The sequence below is a fragment of the Alphaproteobacteria bacterium genome, assembly GCA_020638555.1.
In the GTDB taxonomy this organism is placed as follows: Bacteria; Pseudomonadota; Alphaproteobacteria; order Bin95; family Bin95; genus JACKII01.
In genome coordinates, this window is record JACKII010000007.1 from 55,030 (window position 1) to 73,810 (window position 18,781).

Annotated in this window: 19 protein-coding genes, 1 tRNA gene and 1 pseudogene; 5 read left to right on the forward strand and 16 right to left on the reverse strand. The window is 68.3% G+C overall.

From position 1 onward, the window contains the following. Positions 1-14 precede the first annotated feature (14 nt). Entirely contained in the window at positions 15-335 is a 321-nt protein-coding gene (gene trxA, locus H6844_19450; protein ID MCB9931579.1) for a thioredoxin TrxA, read from the forward strand. 145 nt (positions 336-480) lie between these two features. Here trxA and H6844_19455 read toward each other — a convergent pair whose 3' ends face one another. After that, positions 481-624: a hypothetical protein gene (locus tag H6844_19455; GenBank protein ID MCB9931580.1), complete on the reverse strand. Its 144-nt coding sequence runs from the start codon at positions 622-624 to the stop codon at positions 481-483. 6 nt (positions 625-630) lie between these two features. Between H6844_19455 and H6844_19460 the strand changes: the two genes are divergently transcribed. Next, positions 631-2,472 carry a hypothetical protein gene (locus tag H6844_19460; GenBank protein MCB9931581.1) on the forward strand — a complete coding sequence of 614 codons (1,842 nt, stop codon included), beginning with the start codon at positions 631-633 and terminating at the stop codon, positions 2,470-2,472. On the opposite strand, the pseudogene H6844_19465 reads toward H6844_19460, so the two are convergent. The 11 genes and pseudogenes from H6844_19465 to aroA form a co-directional block, all read right to left on the reverse strand. Continuing rightward, a pseudogene (locus H6844_19465) lies at positions 2,456-3,798 on the reverse strand (bifunctional folylpolyglutamate synthase/dihydrofolate synthase). The gene H6844_19460 and the pseudogene H6844_19465 overlap by 17 nt on opposite strands. Before the next feature lie 177 nt (positions 3,799-3,975). Continuing rightward, entirely contained in the window at positions 3,976-4,794 is an 819-nt protein-coding gene (locus H6844_19470) for a tryptophan synthase subunit alpha (GenBank protein ID MCB9931582.1), read from the reverse strand. Beyond that, on the reverse strand, positions 4,791-6,005 hold the full coding sequence (trpB, locus tag H6844_19475; GenBank protein ID MCB9931583.1) for a tryptophan synthase subunit beta: 1,215 nt from the start codon (positions 6,003-6,005) through the stop codon (positions 4,791-4,793). The genes H6844_19470 and trpB overlap by 4 nt, the downstream gene beginning before the upstream one ends. 44 nt (positions 6,006-6,049) lie before the next feature. Further along, positions 6,050-6,691, reverse strand: a complete 642-nt coding sequence (locus tag H6844_19480) for a phosphoribosylanthranilate isomerase (protein ID MCB9931584.1) — start codon at positions 6,689-6,691, stop codon at positions 6,050-6,052. Between the two features lies 1 nt (position 6,692). After that, on the reverse strand, positions 6,693-7,388 hold the full coding sequence (gene pyrF / locus H6844_19485) for an orotidine-5'-phosphate decarboxylase (GenBank protein MCB9931585.1): 696 nt from the start codon (positions 7,386-7,388) through the stop codon (positions 6,693-6,695). Between the two features lie 16 nt (positions 7,389-7,404). Further along, positions 7,405-7,803, reverse strand: coding sequence for a hypothetical protein (locus tag H6844_19490; protein ID MCB9931586.1), 399 nt, complete (start codon positions 7,801-7,803; stop codon positions 7,405-7,407). A 119-nt stretch (positions 7,804-7,922) separates the two neighbouring features. Then, complete coding sequence (locus tag H6844_19495) at positions 7,923-8,204, reverse strand: integration host factor subunit beta (protein MCB9931587.1); 282 nt, start codon at positions 8,202-8,204, stop codon at positions 7,923-7,925. A 134-nt stretch (positions 8,205-8,338) separates the two neighbouring features. Continuing rightward, on the reverse strand, positions 8,339-9,283 hold the full coding sequence (sppA, locus tag H6844_19500; protein ID MCB9931588.1) for a signal peptide peptidase SppA: 945 nt from the start codon (positions 9,281-9,283) through the stop codon (positions 8,339-8,341). A 61-nt stretch (positions 9,284-9,344) separates the two neighbouring features. Further along, complete coding sequence (gene rpsA, locus H6844_19505) at positions 9,345-11,063, reverse strand: 30S ribosomal protein S1 (GenBank protein ID MCB9931589.1); 1,719 nt, start codon at positions 11,061-11,063, stop codon at positions 9,345-9,347. 65 nt (positions 11,064-11,128) lie between these two features. Further along, the gene (locus H6844_19510) at positions 11,129-11,806 is read right to left on the reverse strand and encodes a (d)CMP kinase (GenBank protein MCB9931590.1); all 678 of its coding nucleotides are present in this window, start codon (positions 11,804-11,806) and stop codon (positions 11,129-11,131) included. Beyond that, positions 11,803-13,188 carry a 3-phosphoshikimate 1-carboxyvinyltransferase gene (aroA, locus tag H6844_19515; protein ID MCB9931591.1) on the reverse strand — a complete coding sequence of 462 codons (1,386 nt, stop codon included), beginning with the start codon at positions 13,186-13,188 and terminating at the stop codon, positions 11,803-11,805. Before aroA ends, H6844_19510 begins: the two co-directional genes overlap by 4 nt. 131 nt (positions 13,189-13,319) lie before the next feature. On the opposite strand from aroA, the gene H6844_19520 reads away from it, so the two are divergent. Together H6844_19520 and H6844_19525 are read left to right on the forward strand one after the other, a co-directional pair. Next, the gene (locus tag H6844_19520; GenBank protein MCB9931592.1) at positions 13,320-13,658 is read left to right on the forward strand and encodes an FYDLN acid domain-containing protein; all 339 of its coding nucleotides are present in this window, start codon (positions 13,320-13,322) and stop codon (positions 13,656-13,658) included. Between the two features lie 57 nt (positions 13,659-13,715). Next, positions 13,716-13,791 (forward strand) — tRNA-Ala (locus tag H6844_19525). A gap of 68 nt (positions 13,792-13,859) precedes the next feature. Here H6844_19525 and H6844_19530 read toward each other — a convergent pair. Then, positions 13,860-14,612 (reverse strand): DUF1028 domain-containing protein, encoded by a 753-nt coding sequence (locus H6844_19530; GenBank protein ID MCB9931593.1) that lies wholly within the window; start codon positions 14,610-14,612, stop codon positions 13,860-13,862. 196 nt (positions 14,613-14,808) lie between these two features. Here H6844_19530 and H6844_19535 point away from each other — a divergent pair, with 196 nt between their 5' ends. Continuing rightward, positions 14,809-15,963: a CoA transferase gene (locus H6844_19535; protein ID MCB9931594.1), complete on the forward strand. Its 1,155-nt coding sequence runs from the start codon at positions 14,809-14,811 to the stop codon at positions 15,961-15,963. 56 nt (positions 15,964-16,019) lie between these two features. Here H6844_19535 and thiE read toward each other — a convergent pair whose 3' ends face one another. From thiE to gap, 3 genes are all read right to left on the reverse strand, one after another. After that, complete coding sequence (thiE, locus tag H6844_19540) at positions 16,020-16,667, reverse strand: thiamine phosphate synthase (protein ID MCB9931595.1); 648 nt, start codon at positions 16,665-16,667, stop codon at positions 16,020-16,022. Between the two features lie 150 nt (positions 16,668-16,817). Beyond that, the gene (locus H6844_19545; protein MCB9931596.1) at positions 16,818-17,732 is read right to left on the reverse strand and encodes a class I fructose-bisphosphate aldolase; all 915 of its coding nucleotides are present in this window, start codon (positions 17,730-17,732) and stop codon (positions 16,818-16,820) included. A 27-nt stretch (positions 17,733-17,759) separates the two neighbouring features. Then, the gene (gap, locus tag H6844_19550) at positions 17,760-18,764 is read right to left on the reverse strand and encodes a type I glyceraldehyde-3-phosphate dehydrogenase (GenBank protein MCB9931597.1); all 1,005 of its coding nucleotides are present in this window, start codon (positions 18,762-18,764) and stop codon (positions 17,760-17,762) included. Between the last annotated feature and the right edge of the window lie 17 nt (positions 18,765-18,781).

Consider the following 18,781-nt stretch of genomic DNA (forward strand, 5'->3'; position numbering starts at 1 on the left):
GAAGGATTTCCGCCATGGCCACCAGCCCCGTCACCGACTCCTCGTTCGACCAGGATGTCCTCAAGTCCGACACGCCCGTGGTCGTCGATTTCTGGGCCGAATGGTGCGGCCCGTGCAAGATGATCGGCCCCTCACTGGAGGAGATTTCCGACGCCATGGGCGAGCGGGTGAAGATCGTGAAGATCAACGTGGACGAAAACCCGCAAACCCCCGGCAAATACGGCGTGCGCGGCATCCCGACCCTGATGCTGTTCAAGAATGGCGAACTGGCGGCGCAGAAAGTCGGCGCGGCGCCGAAGGGCGCGTTGCAGCAATGGGTTGAAGACCATATTTAGAAAACAATAAAACAAACACCGATTTACGGTTGTTGTTTGCAAACCCCTGCGCCGCTGCGCAGGGGTTTTTTTGTTGTACGAGGCGTTTATCGGGGTAAGATGTTAAAGTAAGTTGGGTTGAATATTTGGGGTAAGAAAGGGGACGTCAATGAATATCAAATACTTGCTTGGAGTCTCGGTGGTCGCGGTCTGTATCGGATACGGAGCGGGCCATGCGGCCGTGATCGAAACCGGGACGAATGTTTTCAATCCGCTGCCGGGCGGCGACGGCTTCATCGGCATCGGCCATGACCCGATGGCGCCGGCGGTCGGGTCCTTGACAATCAATGGCGGCAGTACCGTCCTGGGAACGGTGGTTCATATCGGTTCGACGGTGAATAGCACCGGCACACTCATGTTGAACGACGGCACCCTCGCCACCGGTGCGGCCGACACCTACAACGAGGTCAAGATCGGCAACAATGGCACCGGCGCTCTCAGCGCCAGCAATGGCGGTCAGATCCTCATGACCGGGCAACCGTTCTTCGCCGTCGGGCGCCGGGTGGGGTCGAGCGGCGATGCCGTGTTCGACGCCAGCAGCCTGTCTCTGACCGTGGACAGCGGCGCCGATTTTTCCGCCGGCGTCCAGGTTGGGCGCGATGGCGGCGGCAGCCTGACGCTGAACAACGGCTCGTCGCTGTCGATCATCGACTCGGTCGGGACGCCGGGCTCCCAAGCCACGTATGGCGAAGTCCTCATGGTCGGGCGCGACGGCGGACCCGGAAGCCTCACCGTCGATGCGAGCACGATTCAGGTCTCCGGCACCGGAGCGTCGTTTCACATCGCCCGCGGTGGCGCCCAGGGCACGGTCGACGTGCGGAATGGCAGCAGTGTCAAACTGACCTCCACGTCGAACCATGCGGACGATGTCGCTGTGGTGCATGTGGGCCAATCCGGCTCCGGCAACACCGGTGTGCTCACCGTCGAGAACTCCACCCTGACCCTCGACGGTCAGGCGGGCGGCGCCTTCATCCTCATCGGCAGCGATAACACCAACGGCGAGGTGACGTTTTCGGGTACCGGAACCGCGGTGACGTTGTCCACCATGGCAAACAGCGCGGTGCAGGTGGGGCGCGATAGCGGCAACGGCCTCCTGACCATCGAGAATGGCGCCAGCGTCGCGCTCGATGGCGACAACAGCAATCTGGATGTCGGGCGCGACAGCGCCAATGGCATCGCCACGATCACGGGCGCCGGAACCACGGTCACGCTGTCCAGCACGGCGTTCAGCACGGTGGTGGTGGGGCGCGATAGCGGCAACGGCATCCTGACCGTAGAGGATGGCGCCACCCTCAACATTAACGGCGACGTCGGCCGCCTCGATGTCGGCCGGGTCGGCGCGACCGGCACGGTGCATGTCACCAGCGGCGGCAAGATCAACGCCATGGGCAGCAGCGACGGCGATGTCTTTATCGGCGCGGCCTTCGCCGATTTCGGGCGCCCCGCCGCGGGCATCGGCACCGTCGTCGTCGAAGGCGCGGGCTCGGAGCTGAACGCGCTGGACGGCGTCTATGTCGGTTCGTCGGAGGTTGGCGGCGGCGGGCCAGGCACCGGCACCCTGACCGTGCGCGATGGCGCGACCATCAACGCGACCAATGTCTATGCCGGCACCGGTGGCGTATTGAACGGCGACGGGACCATCAATGCCAACCTCATCGTCGACGGCGGCACGGTGGCGCCCGGCAACTCTCCCGGCACCCTGACGGTCAACGGCGACTTCGACCTGTTGATGGGCACGCTGCTGATCGAGATCGCCGGCACCGGCGCCGGGGAGTTCGACGTGCTGAACGTCTCGGGCGATGCGACCCTGGCGGGCGGAACGATCGAGTTCCAGTTCCTGAACGGCTTCTCGCCCCTGGCGCTCGACGGATTCGACTTTCTCAATGTCGGCGGGACGTTGGACCTGACCGGAACCCAGTTCGAGGTGAGCGGTCTGGGCAGCGGCTTCCAGTACGACCTGAGCCAGAACGGCGGCGTTTTCAGTCTCGTGGCCCTGAACGACGGCAGCACGCAGGCATCCGAACCGGCAGCGGCGGGGCTGCTGGGCGTCGGCCTGCTGGCGCTGTGGACCCGGTCGCGGTTCAGAGTCCGCCGTTGAGCCCCAGCGCCGCGCCGGCGAGGTAGAGCGAGCCGGCAATCAACACCGGTCGTGCCTCGCCGCTGGCGCCGGCGCGCGCCCAGTGCCCTGGGGCAGGTCGTCGGCGGCCTCGGCGGGCAGGCCGGCGGCGCGGGCGGCGTCTGCCAGGGTCTCGGGCGCGAGGCCGGCGCCGGAGCGCGGCACCGGCACGGCGATCAGGCGGTCGACCGCGGGCGCCAGCAGCGCCAGCATGCCGCGATAGTCCTTGTTGGCGAGCGCTCCCATCACCAGCACCGGCCTGGCAGGCCAGGTGGCGAGTTCGTCCGCCAGCACCCGGGCGGCGGCCGGGTTGTGGGCGCCGTCGATCCAGATCGGACCGGCCGGCGCGGCCATGCGCGCGAGGACACTGTCGCCGGCGAGCCGTTGCAGCCGTGCCGGCCATTCGGCCCGTTGCAGGCCGCGGGCGACGGACTCCCGGTCGAAGCCGGTTGGGTGCAAGGCCTCCAGCGTGGCGATGGCGGTGCCGGCGTTGGCGATCTGGTGGCGGCCCGCCAGCGCCGGGGCCGGCAAGGCCCAGTCCAGGGCTTGGCTGCGATAGCGGAAGCCGCCGCCGGGCAAGGGCTCGGCCTGCCAATTGCGGCCGTGCTCGGCGGTCGGTGCGTCCAGGGCGGCGGCTTCGGCCCGCAGCACCGCCAGGGCCTCCGGCGGCTGCGGCGCGAACACGGCGGGGGTGGCGGGCTTCAGGATGCCGGCTTTCTCGCCGGCGATCCGGGCCAGCGTGTCGCCCAGGAATTCGCGATGGTCGAGGCCGATGGGCGTGACGACGCTGACCGCGGTCCGCGGAATCACATTGGTGGCGTCGTAGCGGCCGCCGAGGCCGACCTCCAGCAGCAGATAGTCCGCGGGAGTGCGGGCGAAGGCCAGGGTGGCCGCGGCCATGGCCATCTCGAAAAAGGTGATGGGCGCCTCGCCATTGGCGGCCTCGCATTCCTCCAGCAACTCCACCAGATAGGGCTCGGCAATCGGCGTGCCGGCGAGGCGGATGCGCTCGGTGAACGCGATCAGGTGGGGCGAGGTCAGCACATGCACCCGGTGCCCCGCCGCCTCCAGCATGGCGCGCAGGAAGGCGACGGTGGAGCCCTTGCCGTTGGTGCCGGCGACGTGGATCACCGGCGGCAGATCGGTCTCCGGGTGGCCGAGGCGGGCCAGCAGGCGTTGCAGCCGCTCCAGCGTCAGGTCGATGACCTTGGGATGCAGGCGGCCGAGGCGCTGCACGATCGGGTCGAACGGCTCGACCGGGTCGAGAGTGGCGAGGGAGGGGGCGGCGAGGGAAGGAGGGGAGGTCATGGCGGAAACGCCAACCCTTTCGGCGTCATGGCAAGGCCCCGGTCCGCCGCGGCGGTGGGACAGTGTGGTGTTGCAGCCCGAACACGGGCTCGCTTTCCCGGCCGCAGCGCCGGGATCTCCCAAAGGGCCAGCCGCCGCCGGAGATCCCGGCGCCGCGTCCGGGAAAGCGGTGAGGCGTCAGGCCCCGTGGGCGCCGTCGGCCAGTTGGCGGACCAGGGCCAGGACATGATCCACCAGGCCCGGCTGGGCCTTGCCGTCCGCGTCCAGTTTTGCGGCCACGGCGTTGACGATGGCGGAGCCGACCACGACCGCGTCGCCCAGCGCGCCGATCTCGCGCGCCTGCTCCGGTGTCTTGACGCCGAAGCCGATGGCGATGGGCAGGTCGGTGTGGCGGCGCAACCGCTCCATCACGGGCCGCAGCGTCTCGACCGTCGGCGATTTGGTGCCGGTGATGCCGGTGATGCTGACATGGTAGATGAAACCGCTGGCGGTGCCGACCACTTTGGGCAGGCGGGCGTCGTCGGTGGTGGGGGCGGTCAGGCGGATGATGTCGAGCCCGGCCGCGGTTGCGGGCTCGCGCAGCTCCGCGTCCTCCTCCGGCGGCAGGTCGACGGTGATGAGGCCGTCGACGCCGGCGGCGGCGGCATCGCGGGAGAACGCCTCGCAGCCATAGATGTAGATCGGGTTGAAATAGCCCATCAGCACGATGGGCGTTTCCTGGTCCTGCTCGCGGAACCGGCGGACCATGGCCAGCACCTTGCGCAGGCTGATGCCGGCCTTCAGCGCCCGCTGGCCGGCGGCCTGGACGGCCGGGCCGTCGGCGGCGGGGTCGGTGAAGGGCACGCCCAACTCGATCACGTCGACGCCCGCCCCTGGCAGGCCCTTCAGGATCGCGAACGAGGTCTCGCCGTCCGGATCGCCGGCGGAGATATAGCCGACGAAACCGGTCCTGCCGGCCGATTTCAGGTCGGCGAAGCGTTTGGCGAGCCGGCTCATAGGGTTACTCCCAGGGCATCGGCGACGCTGAACACGTCCTTGTCGCCGCGGCCGCACATATTCATGACGATCAGATGATCCTCGGGCAGGTCCGGCGCGATCTTGCAGACATGGGCCAGCGCGTGCGCCGGCTCCAGCGCCGGGATGATGCCCTCGATCTTCGAGCAGAGCTGGAAGGCGTCCAGCGCCTCGCGGTCGGTGACGGGCACGTATTGCACCCGGCCCTGGTCGGCGAGCCAGGAATGCTCCGGCCCGATGCCGGGATAGTCGAGGCCGGCGGAGATGGAGTGCGCCTCCTGGATCTGGCCGTCCTCGTTCTGCAACAGATAGGTGCGGTTGCCGTGCAGCACGCCGGGCGAGCCGCCAGTGATGGCGGCGGCATGCTCGCCGGTCTCGACGCCGCGGCCGGCCGCCTCGGCGCCGATGCAGGCGACGCCGGCATCGTCCAGGAAGGGGTGGAACAGGCCGATGGCGTTGGAGCCGCCGCCGATGCAGGCGACCAGCGTATCCGGCAGGCGGCCTTCGGCTTCCAGGATCTGTTCCTTCGCCTCGCGGCCGATGATCGACTGGAACTCGCGCACCATTTCCGGATAGGGGTGCGGGCCGGCGGCGGTGCCGATCACGTAATAGGTATCATCGACATTGGCGACCCAGTCGCGCAGCGCGTCGTTCATGGCGTCTTTCAGCGTGGCCGAGCCGCTGGTGACCGGCACCACTTCGGCCCCCAACAGCTTCATGCGGAAGACGTTGGGCTTTTGCCGCTCCACGTCGACCGCGCCCATATAGACGACGCAAGGCAGATCGAACAGGGCGCAGAAGGTGGCGGTGGCGACGCCGTGCTGGCCGGCGCCGGTCTCGGCGATGATCCGGGTCTTGCCCATGCGCTTGGCCAAAAGCACCTGGCCCAGCACGTTGTTGGCCTTGTGGCTGCCGGTGTGGTTCAGCTCGTCCCGCTTGAAATAGATCTTGGCGCCGCCGAGATGGGCGGTCATGCGCTCGGCGAAATACAGCGGCGAGGGGCGGCCGACATAGTGCTTGGCGTAATAGTCCCACAGGCGCCAGAACTCCGGGTCGTTCTGGGCGGCGCGGAAGGCCTGCTCCACTTCCAGGATCAGCGGCATCAGCGTTTCGGCGACATAGCGGCCGCCGAAAATCCCGAAACGGCCGTTTTCGTCCGGGCCGGAGCGGAAGGAATTGAGCATGTCGGGCATCGGTCCCGATCCCTCGCGTTCAGGGAAGGAAAGAGCCGGATAAACTAGATTGCCGCCACCGCGTCAAGAAAGGCGCGGATGCGCGCGGGGTCTTTCTGCCCCGGCGCACTCTCGACGCCGGAGGAAACATCCACCGCCGCGGCACCGGTGAGCCGCACCGCCTCGGCCACATTGCCCGCGTGCAGGCCGCCGGAAAGCAGCCAGGGCAGCGGCCATTCGCTGCCCGCCAGCAGGCGCCAGTCGAAGGCGACGGCGTTGCCGCCCGGCAGCTTGCTGCCCTTCGGCGGCTTGGCGTCGAACAGTAGCCGGTCTGCGGTCTCGCAGTATCGGCGGGCGGTCGCCAAATCCGCCGGTTCGGCAATGGAAACGGCCTTCCAGACCGGCAGGCCAAAGCGGGCCTTCACCTCTGCGACGCGCTCCGGCGGCTCCTTGCCGTGCAGTTGGATCGCGTCGAGGGCCACCGCGGCCAGCGTTTCCTCCAGCAGCGCGTCCTCCGGCGCCACGAACACGCCGACCCGGCCGGCCCGGCCGGCCGCCTGGGCGCTGAGGCCAGCGGCCCGGTCAAGCGCGACGAAGCGCGGCGAGGGGGGGAAGAACATGAGCCCGATCCAGGCCGCGCCATGCTCCAGCGCGGCCGCCACGCTTTCTGCCGTGTTCAGGCCGCAGATTTTCGCCCGGACCGGCATGCTAGGCCGCCAGCGAGGCCGCAATCTGCCGCGCGGCCTCGGCCGGATCGGGGGCGCCGGTGATCGGGCGGCCGATGACGAGCGCGGTGGCGCCGGCGGCGATGGCGTCGGGCGGGGTCATGACCCGCTTCTGGTCCTGGACCGCGGCGCCGGCCGGGCGGATGCCGGGGACGACCAGGTCGAAATCCGGCCCGATCTCGGCGCGCAGCATCGCGACCTCCGCCGGCGAGCAGACGACGCCGTGGGCGCCGTTCGCCCGGGCAAGGCGGGCGAGGCGCAGCACTTGCTCGGCAGCGGGGCCCTGCTGGCCGACGGCGGCGAGATCGGCATCGTCCAGGCTGGTGAGCACGGTCACCGCCAGCAAGCGGGTGGCGGGACTCGCCGTGGCGACGGCATCGGCCGCGGCGCGGATCATCGCCGGCCCGCCGCCGGCATGAATGTTGATATAGCGCGGCTGCAAATGGCCCAGCACCGCCCGCAGGCCGCCGGCGACGGTGTTCGGGATGTCGTGCAGCTTCAGGTCCAGAAACAGGGGCGTGTGCGCGGCGACCCGCTGCGCCCCCGCCGCACCGTGGGCGTAGAAGAATTCCAGGCCGATCTTGACCCCGGCCAGATGCGGCGCGACGGCCGCGGCCCACGCCTCCGCTTGCGCGAGGTCGGTGGTGTCGAGGGCGACGAAGACCGGGGCTTTGGCCATGGCGGGGCTCCGCAGTTCAGCCGGTGCGGCCCGGCAGCAGGGTCTGCTGCCGGTTGCTGTTGGCGGGGCCGAGCGCCGGCGCGCGCGCCAGGTCGGCGGCATCGGCGGCCTCGCGCATGGCGGCGAGGTCCCGTTTCAGCTTGTCGTTTTCGCGCCGGGTCTCGGCGGCCTCCATCTGGTAGGCGCGGCCCAGGCGGCGGCTGTCGCCGTGGCAGAACCACATGACGATGGCGCCGCAGAAAAAGCCGATCACCCAGAAGCCGAGCACGGCGGTGAACAGCGACACTTCCAGCCTATCCGGAATGCCCCAGAGCGCCAGCGTCACGGTTTCGCGGGATTCGATGGCAAACAGCAACGCGGCCACGCCCAACACAATGCCGAGCGCCCAGGCGAAAAAGCGTGTGATCCGGCGCATGGGGGACCTTCCCTGAACTTGCGGGTCGTCTCAATCGGTGGCGGGCACCTTACGCAAAGGCGCCCGACGATGGCACCACTTTATCGCCGCAGCCGGAAGGCAGGGTGGACGCGGACGGATCAGTCGCCGTTCAGGCGCTCGCGCAGTTCCTTGCCGCATTTGAAGAACGGCATTTGCTTGGCCACAACGTCCACCGCCTCGCCGGTGCGGGGATTGCGGCCGGTGCGGGCGTCGCGATGGCGCACCGAAAAGGCGCCGAACCCCCGCAATTCAACCCGATTGCCGGTGACGAGCGCCTCCGTGATCTCTTCGAAGATCGTGCCGACAATGCGCTCCACGTCGCGCAGATAGAGGTGCGGGTTGCGCTCGGCGATTCTCTGGATCAGCTCGGATTTGGTCACGGCCCATGCTCCAATTCACACATTATCGACCTCGGGGAACCGCTGAACGCGGGCCCGAATGTCGTACTCTAGTCCGTATGTGTGTCTGCATCCGAGGGAAATCCAGATGTTAACGTCAAAGACGTTAAATTGGTCTAGAGAGAAGGGTGCCAAATGACCCAGGGGCCGTCAACGCTTCCCTGAATGCGCAACAGCGAACCGGCGCCCAGGCGTTTGAGGGCTTCACGCACCCAATCGTCCGTACCGTCGCTGTCGACGTTGCGAACCGGCAGGTCGGCGGCAATGCCGTGTTCGCTCGCCAGCCAATGCCGGGCTTCGGCCTCGCCGCCGATAGCGTCGATCAGGCCGAGCGGCAACGCCTGCCGGCCGGTGAAGACGCGGCCTGTGCGCACCTGCTCCAGCGTTGGCTCCGCCAGGGGGCGGCGGGAGGTGACGATGGTCAGAAATTGCCGGAACAGGTCGTCGATAAGGGCGCGGGTGGCGGCCCGGGCCGGTTCGTCCGGCGTTTCGAACGGGGAGGGGGTGGCCTTCAGCGGTCCGCTGCGGACTTCCTCCACCTGGATGCCGAGAGAATCGAGCAGGCCTTTCAGCCGCGGCATCTGCATGATCACCCCGACCGAGCCGGTGATCGTGCCGGCACGGGCGACGATATGATCGGTCGCCACCGCCGCCATATAGCCGCCCGAGGCCGCGACGCCGTCCATCACCGCCACCACCGGCTTCGCCGCGGCCAGTTGCCGGAGCGCGCCATAGAGCGCTTCCGCGCCGGCATAGGTGCCGCCGGGGCTGTCGATATGCAGCAGCACCGCGCGAACGGTGCCGTCGCGCGTCAGGCGGTCGATGCGGTCGAGCAGGGATTGGTCGGTCTGGATGACGCCGGCGATGGAGAGCCGGGCGATGTGCGGGCCTTTGGCAAAGGCGCCGCTGCTGTCGTCGCCGGCAAGGCGCATGGCGAGCAGCGTGGCCAGCACGGTGACAACGACCAACGCCAGGCTGCGCCACAGCACAACCTGGCGTTTGAGGCGGCGACGGTCGACCATGCGGTCGGCCGTGCCGTTAGGGTCGGGTGTCCATCCCATGACCTGGGGCAGTCCTAAAACGGGCCGGTCCGGGCGGACGCCGAGGGGCGCAGCCTTGCGGCTACGCGTCCTCGTTGTTCTGGCGGTTGCGCAGCGCTGCGCCCAGAATGTCGCCCAGCGAGGCGCCGCTGTCGGACGAGCCGTACTGCGCCATCGCTTCCTTCTCTTCCTCGATCTCCAGCGCCTTGATGGAGAGCGAGATGCGGCGCGACGCCTTGTCGACCTGGGTCACCTTGGCATCGACCTTCTCGCCGATGGCAAAGCGGTCCGGCCGCTGCTCCGAGCGCTCGCGCGCCAGGTCGGAGCGGCGGATGAAGCCGACCAGATCGCCCTCGATCGCCAGTTCGACGCCGCCGTCGTTCACCTGGGTGACGGTGCCGGTGATGATCGAGCCGCGACGCAGATTGTCGGCGGACTTCAGCGCGCTGGTGAACGGATCGTCACTGAGTTGCTTGATGCCGAGCGAGATGCGCTCCTTCTCGGTGTCGACGTCGAGCACCTTCACCTTGACCATGTCGCCGCGGTTGAACTCGCTGGCGGCATCCTCGCCGGAGCGTTCCCACGAGATGTCGGACAGGTGGACCATGCCGTCGATATCGCCCGGCAGGCCGACGAACAGACCGAATTCGGTGATGTTCTTGACCTCGCCTTCCAGCTCGGTGCCGGCCGGGTATTCGCGGGCGAAGGTGATCCACGGGTTTTCGATGGTCTGCTTGATGCCGAGCGAGATGCGGCGCTTGACCGGATCCACGTCCAGGATGCGGACCTCGACCTCCTGGGAGGTGGCGACGATCTTGCCGGGGTGGACGTTTTTCTTGGTCCAGGACATCTCGGAGACGTGCACCAGACCCTCGACGCCCGGCTCCAGCTCGACGAAGGCGCCGTAGTCGGTGATGTTGGTGACGCGGCCCATGAACTGGGTGCCGACCGGGTATTTCGCCTCGATGCCGTCCCAGGGGTCGGCCATGAGCTGCTTCATGCCGAGGCTGATGCGCTGGGTTTCCGGGTTGAAGCGGATCACCTGCACCTCGACCGACTGGCCGATGCTCAGCGCCTCGGACGGGTGGTTGATGCGCTTCCAGGCGATGTCGGTGACGTGCAGCAGGCCGTCGACGCCGCCCAGGTCGATGAACGCACCGTAGTCGGTGATGTTCTTGACGACGCCGTTCAGCACCTGGCCTTCCTTGAGGTTGGCCACCAGCTCGTTGCGGGCCTCGGCGCGGGTCTCTTCCAGCACGGCGCGGCGCGAGACGACGATATTGCCGCGGTTGCGGTCCATTTTCAGGATCTGGAACGGCTGCGGCGTGCCCATCAGCGGCGTGATATCGCGCACGGGGCGGATATCCACCTGGCTGCCGGGCAGGAAGGCCACGGCGCCGGCCAGATCGACGGTGAAGCCGCCCTTGACCCGGCCGAAGATGACGCCCTTGACCTTCTCGCTGTCGTTGAACGCGCGCTCCAGCTGGAGCCAGGCTTCCTCGCGCCGGGCCTTGTCGCGGGAGAGAACGGCCTCGCCATTCTTGTCTTCCAACCGCTCGACATAGATGTCGACGGTGTCGCCGACGCGCAGTTCCGGATCCTGGCCGGGTCCGGCGAACTCCTTCAGCGGCACGCGGCCTTCGGACTTCAGCCCGACGTCGATCAGGGCCATGTCGTTTTCAATGGAAACGACGGTTCCCTTGACGACGGTCCCTTCGAAACTGCTTTGCTCCTGGAGACTCTCTTCCAGAAGCGCGGCGAAATCCTCGCCGGCGGGAACCATTTCCATCGTGTCAGCCATAGGCGCGCACTTAACTCCGAAACAAACTGGTTAGAGGGGTGGTAGCGGCGGCCGCGCAATAGCGGTCACCGCAGCGGCGTATCTCCGTTTTCGCCGTCCGATCGGGGCCGAACTAGCCGCCGCACACAATCCATGGCAATCGCATAGACTGTCGCGGCGTCCTTATCGGTCGTATCGATCACGACAGCATCTATAGCCGGACGCAGCGGAGCGGTCGCCCGCGCGCTGTCCCGTTGGTCTCGATCCTCAACGTCCTTGAGGATGTCGGCGTATATACGCCTGTCGCCCGCCGCCTGCAACTCTTCGAATCGTCGGCGCGCGCGGGCGGCCGGGCTGGCGGTCAGATAGAGCTTCAGGTCGGCGTCCGGACAGATCACCGTGCCGATGTCGCGGCCGTCGAGAACCGCGCCGGCGGCCCCGTCCGGCGGATGGGTCGCAAACGCCCGCTGGAAGGCGAACAGCGCGTCGCGAACCCCCGGAAACGCGGCCACTTTCGAGGCCGCCGCGCCGACCCGCTCGTTGCGCAGCCCCCGGGGATCGGCGAGGTCGTCCGGCGTCAGCGCGCGGGCGACGGCCGTGGCCTGTTGCTCGGTCGGGTCGCTCACGCCATCGGCCAGCAGCCGGGCGCCCACGGCGCGGTAGAGCAAGCCGGTGTCGAGGTGGGCATAGCCCAGGTCCGCCGCCAGCCGCTTGCCGAGCGTTCCCTTGCCGGCGCCGGCGGGGCCGTCGATGGCGACGATCACGCGCCGGTCTCCCTGCCGCTCTCCCCGCCGACGCGGAGATCGGCGCCCAGGCGCTGCATCAGCGGCACGAAGTCGGGGAAGCTGGTCGCGATGGGGGCGGCGTCGTCGACGCGGACGCCATCGCGGGCGGCGAGGCCCAGCACGGCGAAGGCCATGGCGATGCGGTGGTCCAGGTCGGTGCGAATCGCGGTGCCGCTCCGGCCGTTGCCCCGCACGGCCTCGCCGCCCGCGACCGTCAGGCTGTCGGCATCGGCGCTGACCCGCACGCCGCAGGCCTCCAGGCCACGAGCAACGGCGTCGAGCCGGTCGCTCTCCTTCACCCGCAATTCGCCGATGCCGGGCATGTGGGTCTTGCCCTCGGCCACGGCGGCGATGGCGGCCAGCACCGGGTATTCGTCGATCATGCTGGGCGCGCGCTCCGCCGGCACGGTCACGCCCTTGAGCCTGCCATGGCGCACGCGCACGTCGCCGACGGGCTCGCCATTCTGCTCGCGCGCGTTCTCGATGGTGAGGTCGGCGCCCATTTCGCGCAGCGTCTCGATCAGGCCGATGCGGCCGGGGTTGAGGCAGAGATCGGTGCAGGTCACGTCCGAGCCCGGCACCAGCAGCGCCGCCGCCATGGGGAAGGCCGCGGACGAGGGATCGGCCGGCACCAGCACATCGGCGCCGCGCAGCACGGCCTCGCCGGCCAGTTCGATCACGCCCTCGCTCTTTTCCTCGCCGCGGGTCACGCTCGCGCCGAAATGGCGCATCATGCGCTCGGTGTGGTCGCGGGTCGCTTCCGGCTCGATCACGCGGGTGGTGCCGGCGGCGTTCAGGCCGGCCAGAAGGATGGCCGACTTCACCTGGGCCGAGGCCACGGGCAGGCGGTAGTCGATCGCCACCGGCTCGCGCGCGCCCACGACGGCGAGCGGCAGGCGGCCGCCCTCGCGCCCGACGAATCGGGCGCCACATAGGGCGAGCGGCGTCGTGACGCGGGCCATGGGGCGGCGGCGGAGCGAGGCGTCGCCGGTCAGGAAGGCGGTGAGCGGATGGCTGGCCAGCAGGCCCATCAGCAGGCGCGCGCCGGTGCCGGCATTGCCCATGTCGAGCACGTTGTCCGGCTCGGCCAGGCCGCCGACGCCGGTGCCGTGCACGCGCCAACTACCGTCGGTCAGGCGCTCGACCTCGGCGCCGAGCATCCGCATGGCGGCCGCGGTCGCCAGCACATCCTCGCCCTCCAGCAGGCCGGTGACGCGGGTTTCGCCGATCGCCAGCCCCCCCAGCATCAGCGCGCGGTGCGAGATCGACTTGTCGCCGGGCACGCGCACGCGGCCGGTGAGCGGAACGGCGGACGGCGCGGCGAACAGCGGGCCGCGAAGAGGGTTGGTGGCGGTGGCCATGAATACTCGGTTCGGGAATTGTCGGAGAAAATGGGGCGCGATTGCGCGCAGGTGTTTATTAGTCTTTGACACTGTCTGGCCTTTCTGGCAATGGCGCTGCCCACTTCACCGATTGAGCAAAGGATGAACGCATGAGCACAGCGCAAGCGAAGCGCGGCACCAAGCGCACGTGCGTCGCCTGTGGCGAGCGCTTCTACGATCTGGCCCGTGACCCGATCGTCTGCCCGGCCTGCGGCAATGTGCATGGGCCGGAAGCGTTCGTGCGCCATCGCCCGCTGGCGGAGGTCGTGGCGGCGCCCGTGGCCGCCGCCGCGGCCAAGCCGGAGGCCGAGGACGACGATCTGGACCTGGACGAGGTCGGGCTCGACGACGACGACACGTTGATCGACGACGGCGACGATCTGGACGATGACGACGATGGCATCGAAGACGTCGTTATTGATGTTGACGGCGACGACGAAGACAGCTAAACACCCGCTTCCACACCGCCGGCGGCCCCACCCGCCGGCCGGAAACCGAGAGTTACCGGGGCCATAGCTCAGTTGGGAGAGCGCTTGAATGGCATTCAAGAGGTCAGGGGTTCGACTCCCCTTGGCTCCACCAATACAATCCCCTAGTGCTTTGAAAAGCCTAGGGGATTTTGTTTTGCGGGTGCGGTGCGATGTGGGGCTCTAGGGCCGGTTCCACATGTGGGAGGCGGTGGTCTCGCCGTGGCGGCGGCGGTCCTCTTCCAGGCGGGCAATGCGCGCGTCGATGCCGCTGCGGTCCGCCAGGCCGTGCGGGTTCTCGCGCGTCGGCATGGCCTCGGCCATGATCAGGAAGCGCTCTTGGGCGACCGCGTAGAGGCGCCGCAGTTCCGCTATCGGGTCGGCATGGTCGTCGGCACGGATGTCGAGCCAGGGATAATCCTGATCGCGATGGATCACCAGCGCGGCCGACTGCCGGCCGCGCTTGTCGCCGCCCGCGTCCTCGCCGGCCTGGAGGGCGAGCAGCAGGCGTTCGGCAAACGGCCGGTCCAGGGCGGCCCGGTAGGCGCGCAGGGCCTCGGCCACCACTTTGGGCCCCGCCAGCATGTTGCCGGCGACGGAGACGCCATCGCCCTCTGCGTGGCCGGCCCAGTCGATGCACTGCAGGCCGGTGAAGGCGGCGGTCCGCCCCCGGGCGTCGACCAGGTGCAATTGCCGGTGCGGGTGACCTGTGTCGCGCTCCATGCAGGCGGTGACGATGGCCTCGGGCGCGGCGCCGTCCGCCAGCAGGCGGAGCGCATCGACCCCGTAGGTCGGGTTCGGGAACGCCTGGCTGGCGACGGCACCGACGCCGCCCCGCACCCAGGGGACGATGGCGCCGACGGCGAAGAAGCGGCTGGCGACGGCAACGCCCAGCGCGCCGGAGGCGGGATCGCGGGCGACGAGGGAATAGGTCATGGGGCTTTGCTCACCGATGGCCGAGACGGGTGTCGATCCTTGGCCATCCGATCCCGCAGGGCAAGGGCGCGACGCACGCGGACCGGGCTAGGCCCGCCGCCGACCGTTTCGGCGACAAAACGCGTGACCAACGCCGCCGGCTTTTCTAGGTTGCGGCTTGATCCAGGCTTTCACTCCAATCCGCAGGAACCGCTTCATGGCGCAAGGACCGCTCTCCGGCATCACCGTTATCGACCTGACCCGCGTGCTGGCGGGGCCGTATTCCACCATGCTGCTGGCCGAACTGGGCGCGCGGGTGATCAAGGTGGAAACCCCCGGCACCGGCGACGATGCCCGCCATTACGGGCCGTTCAAGGAGGGCAAGTCCGCCTATTTCATCAGCGTCAACCGCGGCAAGGAGAGCATCGCGCTCAACCTGAAGGACGAGGGCGACCGGACGATTTTCGAGGCGCTGCTGGCCAAGGCCGACCTGGTGATCGAGAATTTCCGCCCCGGCACCATGGAAAAGCTGGGCTATGGCTGGGAGGATCTGCACCCGAAATTCCCGAACCTGGTCTATGCGGCGTGCAGCGGCTTCGGCCACACCGGTCCGCACGCGAAACGGCCCGCCTATGACATGGTGGTGCAGGCCATGGGCGGCATTATGAGCATCACCGGCCAGCCCGGCCCGAACGCGGAGCCGACGCGCGTCGGCCTGTCCATCGGCGATCTGGGCGCGGGCCTGTTCACCACCATCGGCATCGTCTCGGCGCTCTACGACCGGGCGGTGACCGGTGCCGCGCGGAAAGTGGATGTCTCCATGCTGGATTGCCAGGTCTCGCTGATGGAGAACGCGATTGCGCGCTATGCGGCGACGGGCGAGGTGCCGGGGCCGCTCGGCGGGCGGCATCCGTCGATCACGCCGTTCCAGGTCTTCAAGACCAAGGACAGCCACATGATCATCGCCGCCGGCAACAATGTCATGTACGAGCGTTTCTGTGACATTATCGGCCGCCAGGACCTGAAGACGGACCCGCGCTTCGCCTCGAACGGCAGCCGTACCGAGCACCACGAGGTGCTGGGCGAGATGATCGAACAGGTGCTGATGACCCGCGATACGGCGGAATGGCTGCCGCAGCTGGACGAGGCGGGCATTCCGGCCTCGAAGATCAACAATGTCGCCGACATCATGCAGCACCCGCAGATGGGGCCGCGGCAGATGCTGGTGACCGTGGACGACCCGACCTTCGGCGAGATGAAGGTGGCCGGCAACCCGATCAAGCTCTCGGGCTTCGAGGACAACGGCCATCGCCCGACCGCGCCGGACGTGGACCAGGACCGCGAGCGCATCATCCGCGAGTTCATGGGGTAGGCGCGTTCCCCGGCCGCTGCGGAGCGCCGCTCCGCAGCGGCCGGGGTGCAGCGGTTTCAGGCGGCCTGGCAGGCGTCGACCAGGGCTTGCACGCCGGCGGCGGGGCCGGCCGGATGGTCCCAGACAGCGGAGATGACGCAGATATAGTCGGCGCCGGCCTTGTAGATCGGGCCGCAATTCTCGGCCGTGATGCCGCCGATGGCGACCGACGGCAGCACCGCGATCTCGCTCCACCATTCCAGCATGTCTGGCGTCACGCGGCTCTTGGCGGCCTTGCTGGTGCTGGGGAAGAAGGCGCCGAAGGCGACATAGTCGGCGCCGTCTTCGCCCGCCTCGAACGCCATATGGCGGCTGTCGCGGCAGGTGGCGCCCAGGATGCGGTCCTCGCCCAGGATTTCCCGCGCCTTGGCGATGGGCATGTCCTCGTCCGCCGAGACATGGGCGCCGTCGCAATCCAGCGCGACGGCGAGGTCGGGCCGGTCGTTCAGGATGAAGGCGACGTCGCGGGCGCGGCAGAGCGGCAGCAGGCGCCGCACCGCGGTGGCGATCCAGTCGTCGGAGACGCCTTTCAGCCGCAACTGGAACGCCGCGACCTGGTCGGTGGCGAGCGCCTCCTCCAGCTTCGGCGCGAACGCGTCCAGGGCCTCCGGCGTCGTGACCGACTCCGGCGAGATCAGGTAGAGAAAGCGGTCGTCTTCGACCACGGCGCGGGTCCTTTGCCTAACCAACCGGCGGCGTCTTTGCGAGAAGGCAGGGCCGACGAAGCAATCCAGGACAGGAGGCGACCGGGTGAGCGGCCGGTCTGGATTGCTTCACTGCGCTCGCAATGACGCCGAGGAGAGGGGGCGGCTGCCTCAGCCGCGGCCCTTGTAGATGTCGATGATCTGGTTCAGCATCGCAATCGCCTCGTCGCGCGGACGCTGGAAGGTGTTGCGGCCGATGATCGAGCCGGTGGCACCGCCGGCGGCGATCTCGCGGATCTCGCCCAGAATGCCGTCCAGGCCCTTCGCCTCGCCGCCCGAGAACACCACCAGGCGCCGGCCGTTGAAGCAGGACTGCACCACGTGCTCGATGCGCTTGGTGAGCGTCGAGGTGTCGATGTCGGCATAGGCCTTGCGGGCCGCCTCCAGACCGATGGCCGCCGTCGGCGGCTTCACCTTGATGATGTGGGCGCCCAGCAATGCCGCCATGTGCGCGGCATAGGCGCAGATGTCGACCGCGGTTTCGGCCTCCTTGGTCAGGTCGCCGCCGCGCGGATAGGACCACACCACGACGGCCAGGCCGACCGACTTGGCCTCTTCCGCCATTTCGCGGATTTCTTCCATCATCTCGAACTGGTCGTCCGAGCCCGGATAGATGGTGAAGCCGATGGCGGAGCAGCCGAGGCGCAGCGCGTCCGAAACCGAGCCGGTGATCGCCTGGTCCTTCATGCGGGCCAGGCTGTTGGCACTGTTCACCTTCAGGATGGTCGGGATCTGGCCGGCATAGGTATCCGCGCCCGCCTCGATCATGCCGAGCGGTGCCGCATAGGCCGAAAGGCCGGCGTCCAGCGCCAACTGGAAGTGGTAGTGCGGGTCATAGCCGACCGGGTTCGGCGCGAAGCTGCGCGCCGGCCCGTGCTCGAAGCCCTGGTCCACCGGCAGGATCACCACCTTGCCGGTGCCGCCGAGCTTGCCCTGCATCAGGATGCGGGCGAGGTTCGCCTTGGTGCCGGGATTGTCGCTCTCGTAATAGGAGAGGATTTTGCGGACTTTCTGCGTGGTCTTCATGGCGTGGGTGTCTCCTCTCAGCGGCGCCTAGGCGCGACCATAGACGGCGGCCGTGTCCAACATGCGGTTGGAGAAGCCCCATTCGTTGTCATACCAGGACAGCACGCGCACCAGCGTGCCCTCGACCGTCTGGGTCTGGGTCAGGTCGAACACGCTGGAATAGGTGTTGTGGTTGAAGTCGCAGGAGACCAGTTCCTCGTCATTGACGCCCAGCACGCCCGCCAGTTGGTTCGAGGCGGCATTGCGGATCGCGTCGTTGATCTCGTCCACCGTGGTGGCGCGGGACGGCACGAATTTCAGGTCGACGACCGAGACATTGGCGGTCGGCACGCGGATGGCGGTGCCGTCCAGCTTGCCCTTCAGCTCCGGCAGCACCTCGCCCACGGCGCGGGCGGCACCGGTGGAGGTCGGGATCAGGCTGAGCGCGCCGGCACGGGCGCGGCGCATGTCGCTGTGCAGGTTGTCGTGCAGCTTCTGGTCGCCGGTATAGGCGTGGATCGTGGTCATGTAGCCACGCTCGATGCCGATGGCCTGGTTCAGGACGTGGGCGACCGGAGCCAGGCAGTTGGTGGTGCAGGAGGCGTTCGAGATCACCGTGTGCTCGGGCGCGATCTTGTCGTGGTTCACGCCATAGACCACGGTCAGGTCGGCGCCGGTGGCGGGCGCGGAAATCAGCACCTTCTTCGCGCCGGCCTCCAGGTGCATGGCGGCCTGCTCGCGTTTGGTGAAGATGCCGGTGCATTCCATCACCACGTCGATACCCAGCTCGCCCCAGGGCAGGTTTTTCGGGTCGCGCTCGGCATAGACCTTCACGGCGCGGTCGCCGACGCGGATCGTGTCGCCGTCGACGCTCACATCCTGGTTCAGGCGGCCGTGCACGGAGTCGTATTTCAGCAGGTGGGCATTGGCCTTCGGCGAGCCCAGATCGTTGATCGCGACGAATTCCAGGTCGGTGCGGTTCGACTCCATCGCGGCACGGAACACCATGCGGCCGATGCGGCCGAAGCCGTTGATTGCAACCCGAATGGCCATGGTCATCTGTCTCCTTT

Coding starts and splice junctions, on each gene's coding strand:
- H6844_19535 (MCB9931594.1), top strand. CDS start 14,809: ATGGCGCAAGGACCGCTCTCCGGCATCACCGTTATCGACCTGACCCGC.
- H6844_19545 (MCB9931596.1), bottom strand. CDS start 17,732: ATGAAGACCACGCAGAAAGTCCGCAAAATCCTCTCCTATTACGAGAGC.
- gap (MCB9931597.1), bottom strand. CDS start 18,764: ATGGCCATTCGGGTTGCAATCAACGGCTTCGGCCGCATCGGCCGCATG.
- aroA (MCB9931591.1), bottom strand. CDS start 13,188: ATGGCCACCGCCACCAACCCTCTTCGCGGCCCGCTGTTCGCCGCGCCG.
- trpB (MCB9931583.1), bottom strand. CDS start 6,005: ATGCCCGACATGCTCAATTCCTTCCGCTCCGGCCCGGACGAAAACGGC.
- H6844_19460 (MCB9931581.1), top strand. CDS start 631: ATGGCGCCGGCGGTCGGGTCCTTGACAATCAATGGCGGCAGTACCGTC.
- H6844_19480 (MCB9931584.1), bottom strand. CDS start 6,691: ATGCCGGTCCGGGCGAAAATCTGCGGCCTGAACACGGCAGAAAGCGTG.
- H6844_19530 (MCB9931593.1), bottom strand. CDS start 14,612: ATGACCTATTCCCTCGTCGCCCGCGATCCCGCCTCCGGCGCGCTGGGC.
- sppA (MCB9931588.1), bottom strand. CDS start 9,283: ATGGGATGGACACCCGACCCTAACGGCACGGCCGACCGCATGGTCGAC.
- trxA (MCB9931579.1), top strand. CDS start 15: ATGGCCACCAGCCCCGTCACCGACTCCTCGTTCGACCAGGATGTCCTC.
- H6844_19455 (MCB9931580.1), bottom strand. CDS start 624: ATGGCCGATGCCGATGAAGCCGTCGCCGCCCGGCAGCGGATTGAAAAC.
- rpsA (MCB9931589.1), bottom strand. CDS start 11,063: ATGGCTGACACGATGGAAATGGTTCCCGCCGGCGAGGATTTCGCCGCG.
- H6844_19490 (MCB9931586.1), bottom strand. CDS start 7,803: ATGCGCCGGATCACACGCTTTTTCGCCTGGGCGCTCGGCATTGTGTTG.
- H6844_19520 (MCB9931592.1), top strand. CDS start 13,320: ATGAGCACAGCGCAAGCGAAGCGCGGCACCAAGCGCACGTGCGTCGCC.
- pyrF (MCB9931585.1), bottom strand. CDS start 7,388: ATGGCCAAAGCCCCGGTCTTCGTCGCCCTCGACACCACCGACCTCGCG.
- H6844_19470 (MCB9931582.1), bottom strand. CDS start 4,794: ATGAGCCGGCTCGCCAAACGCTTCGCCGACCTGAAATCGGCCGGCAGG.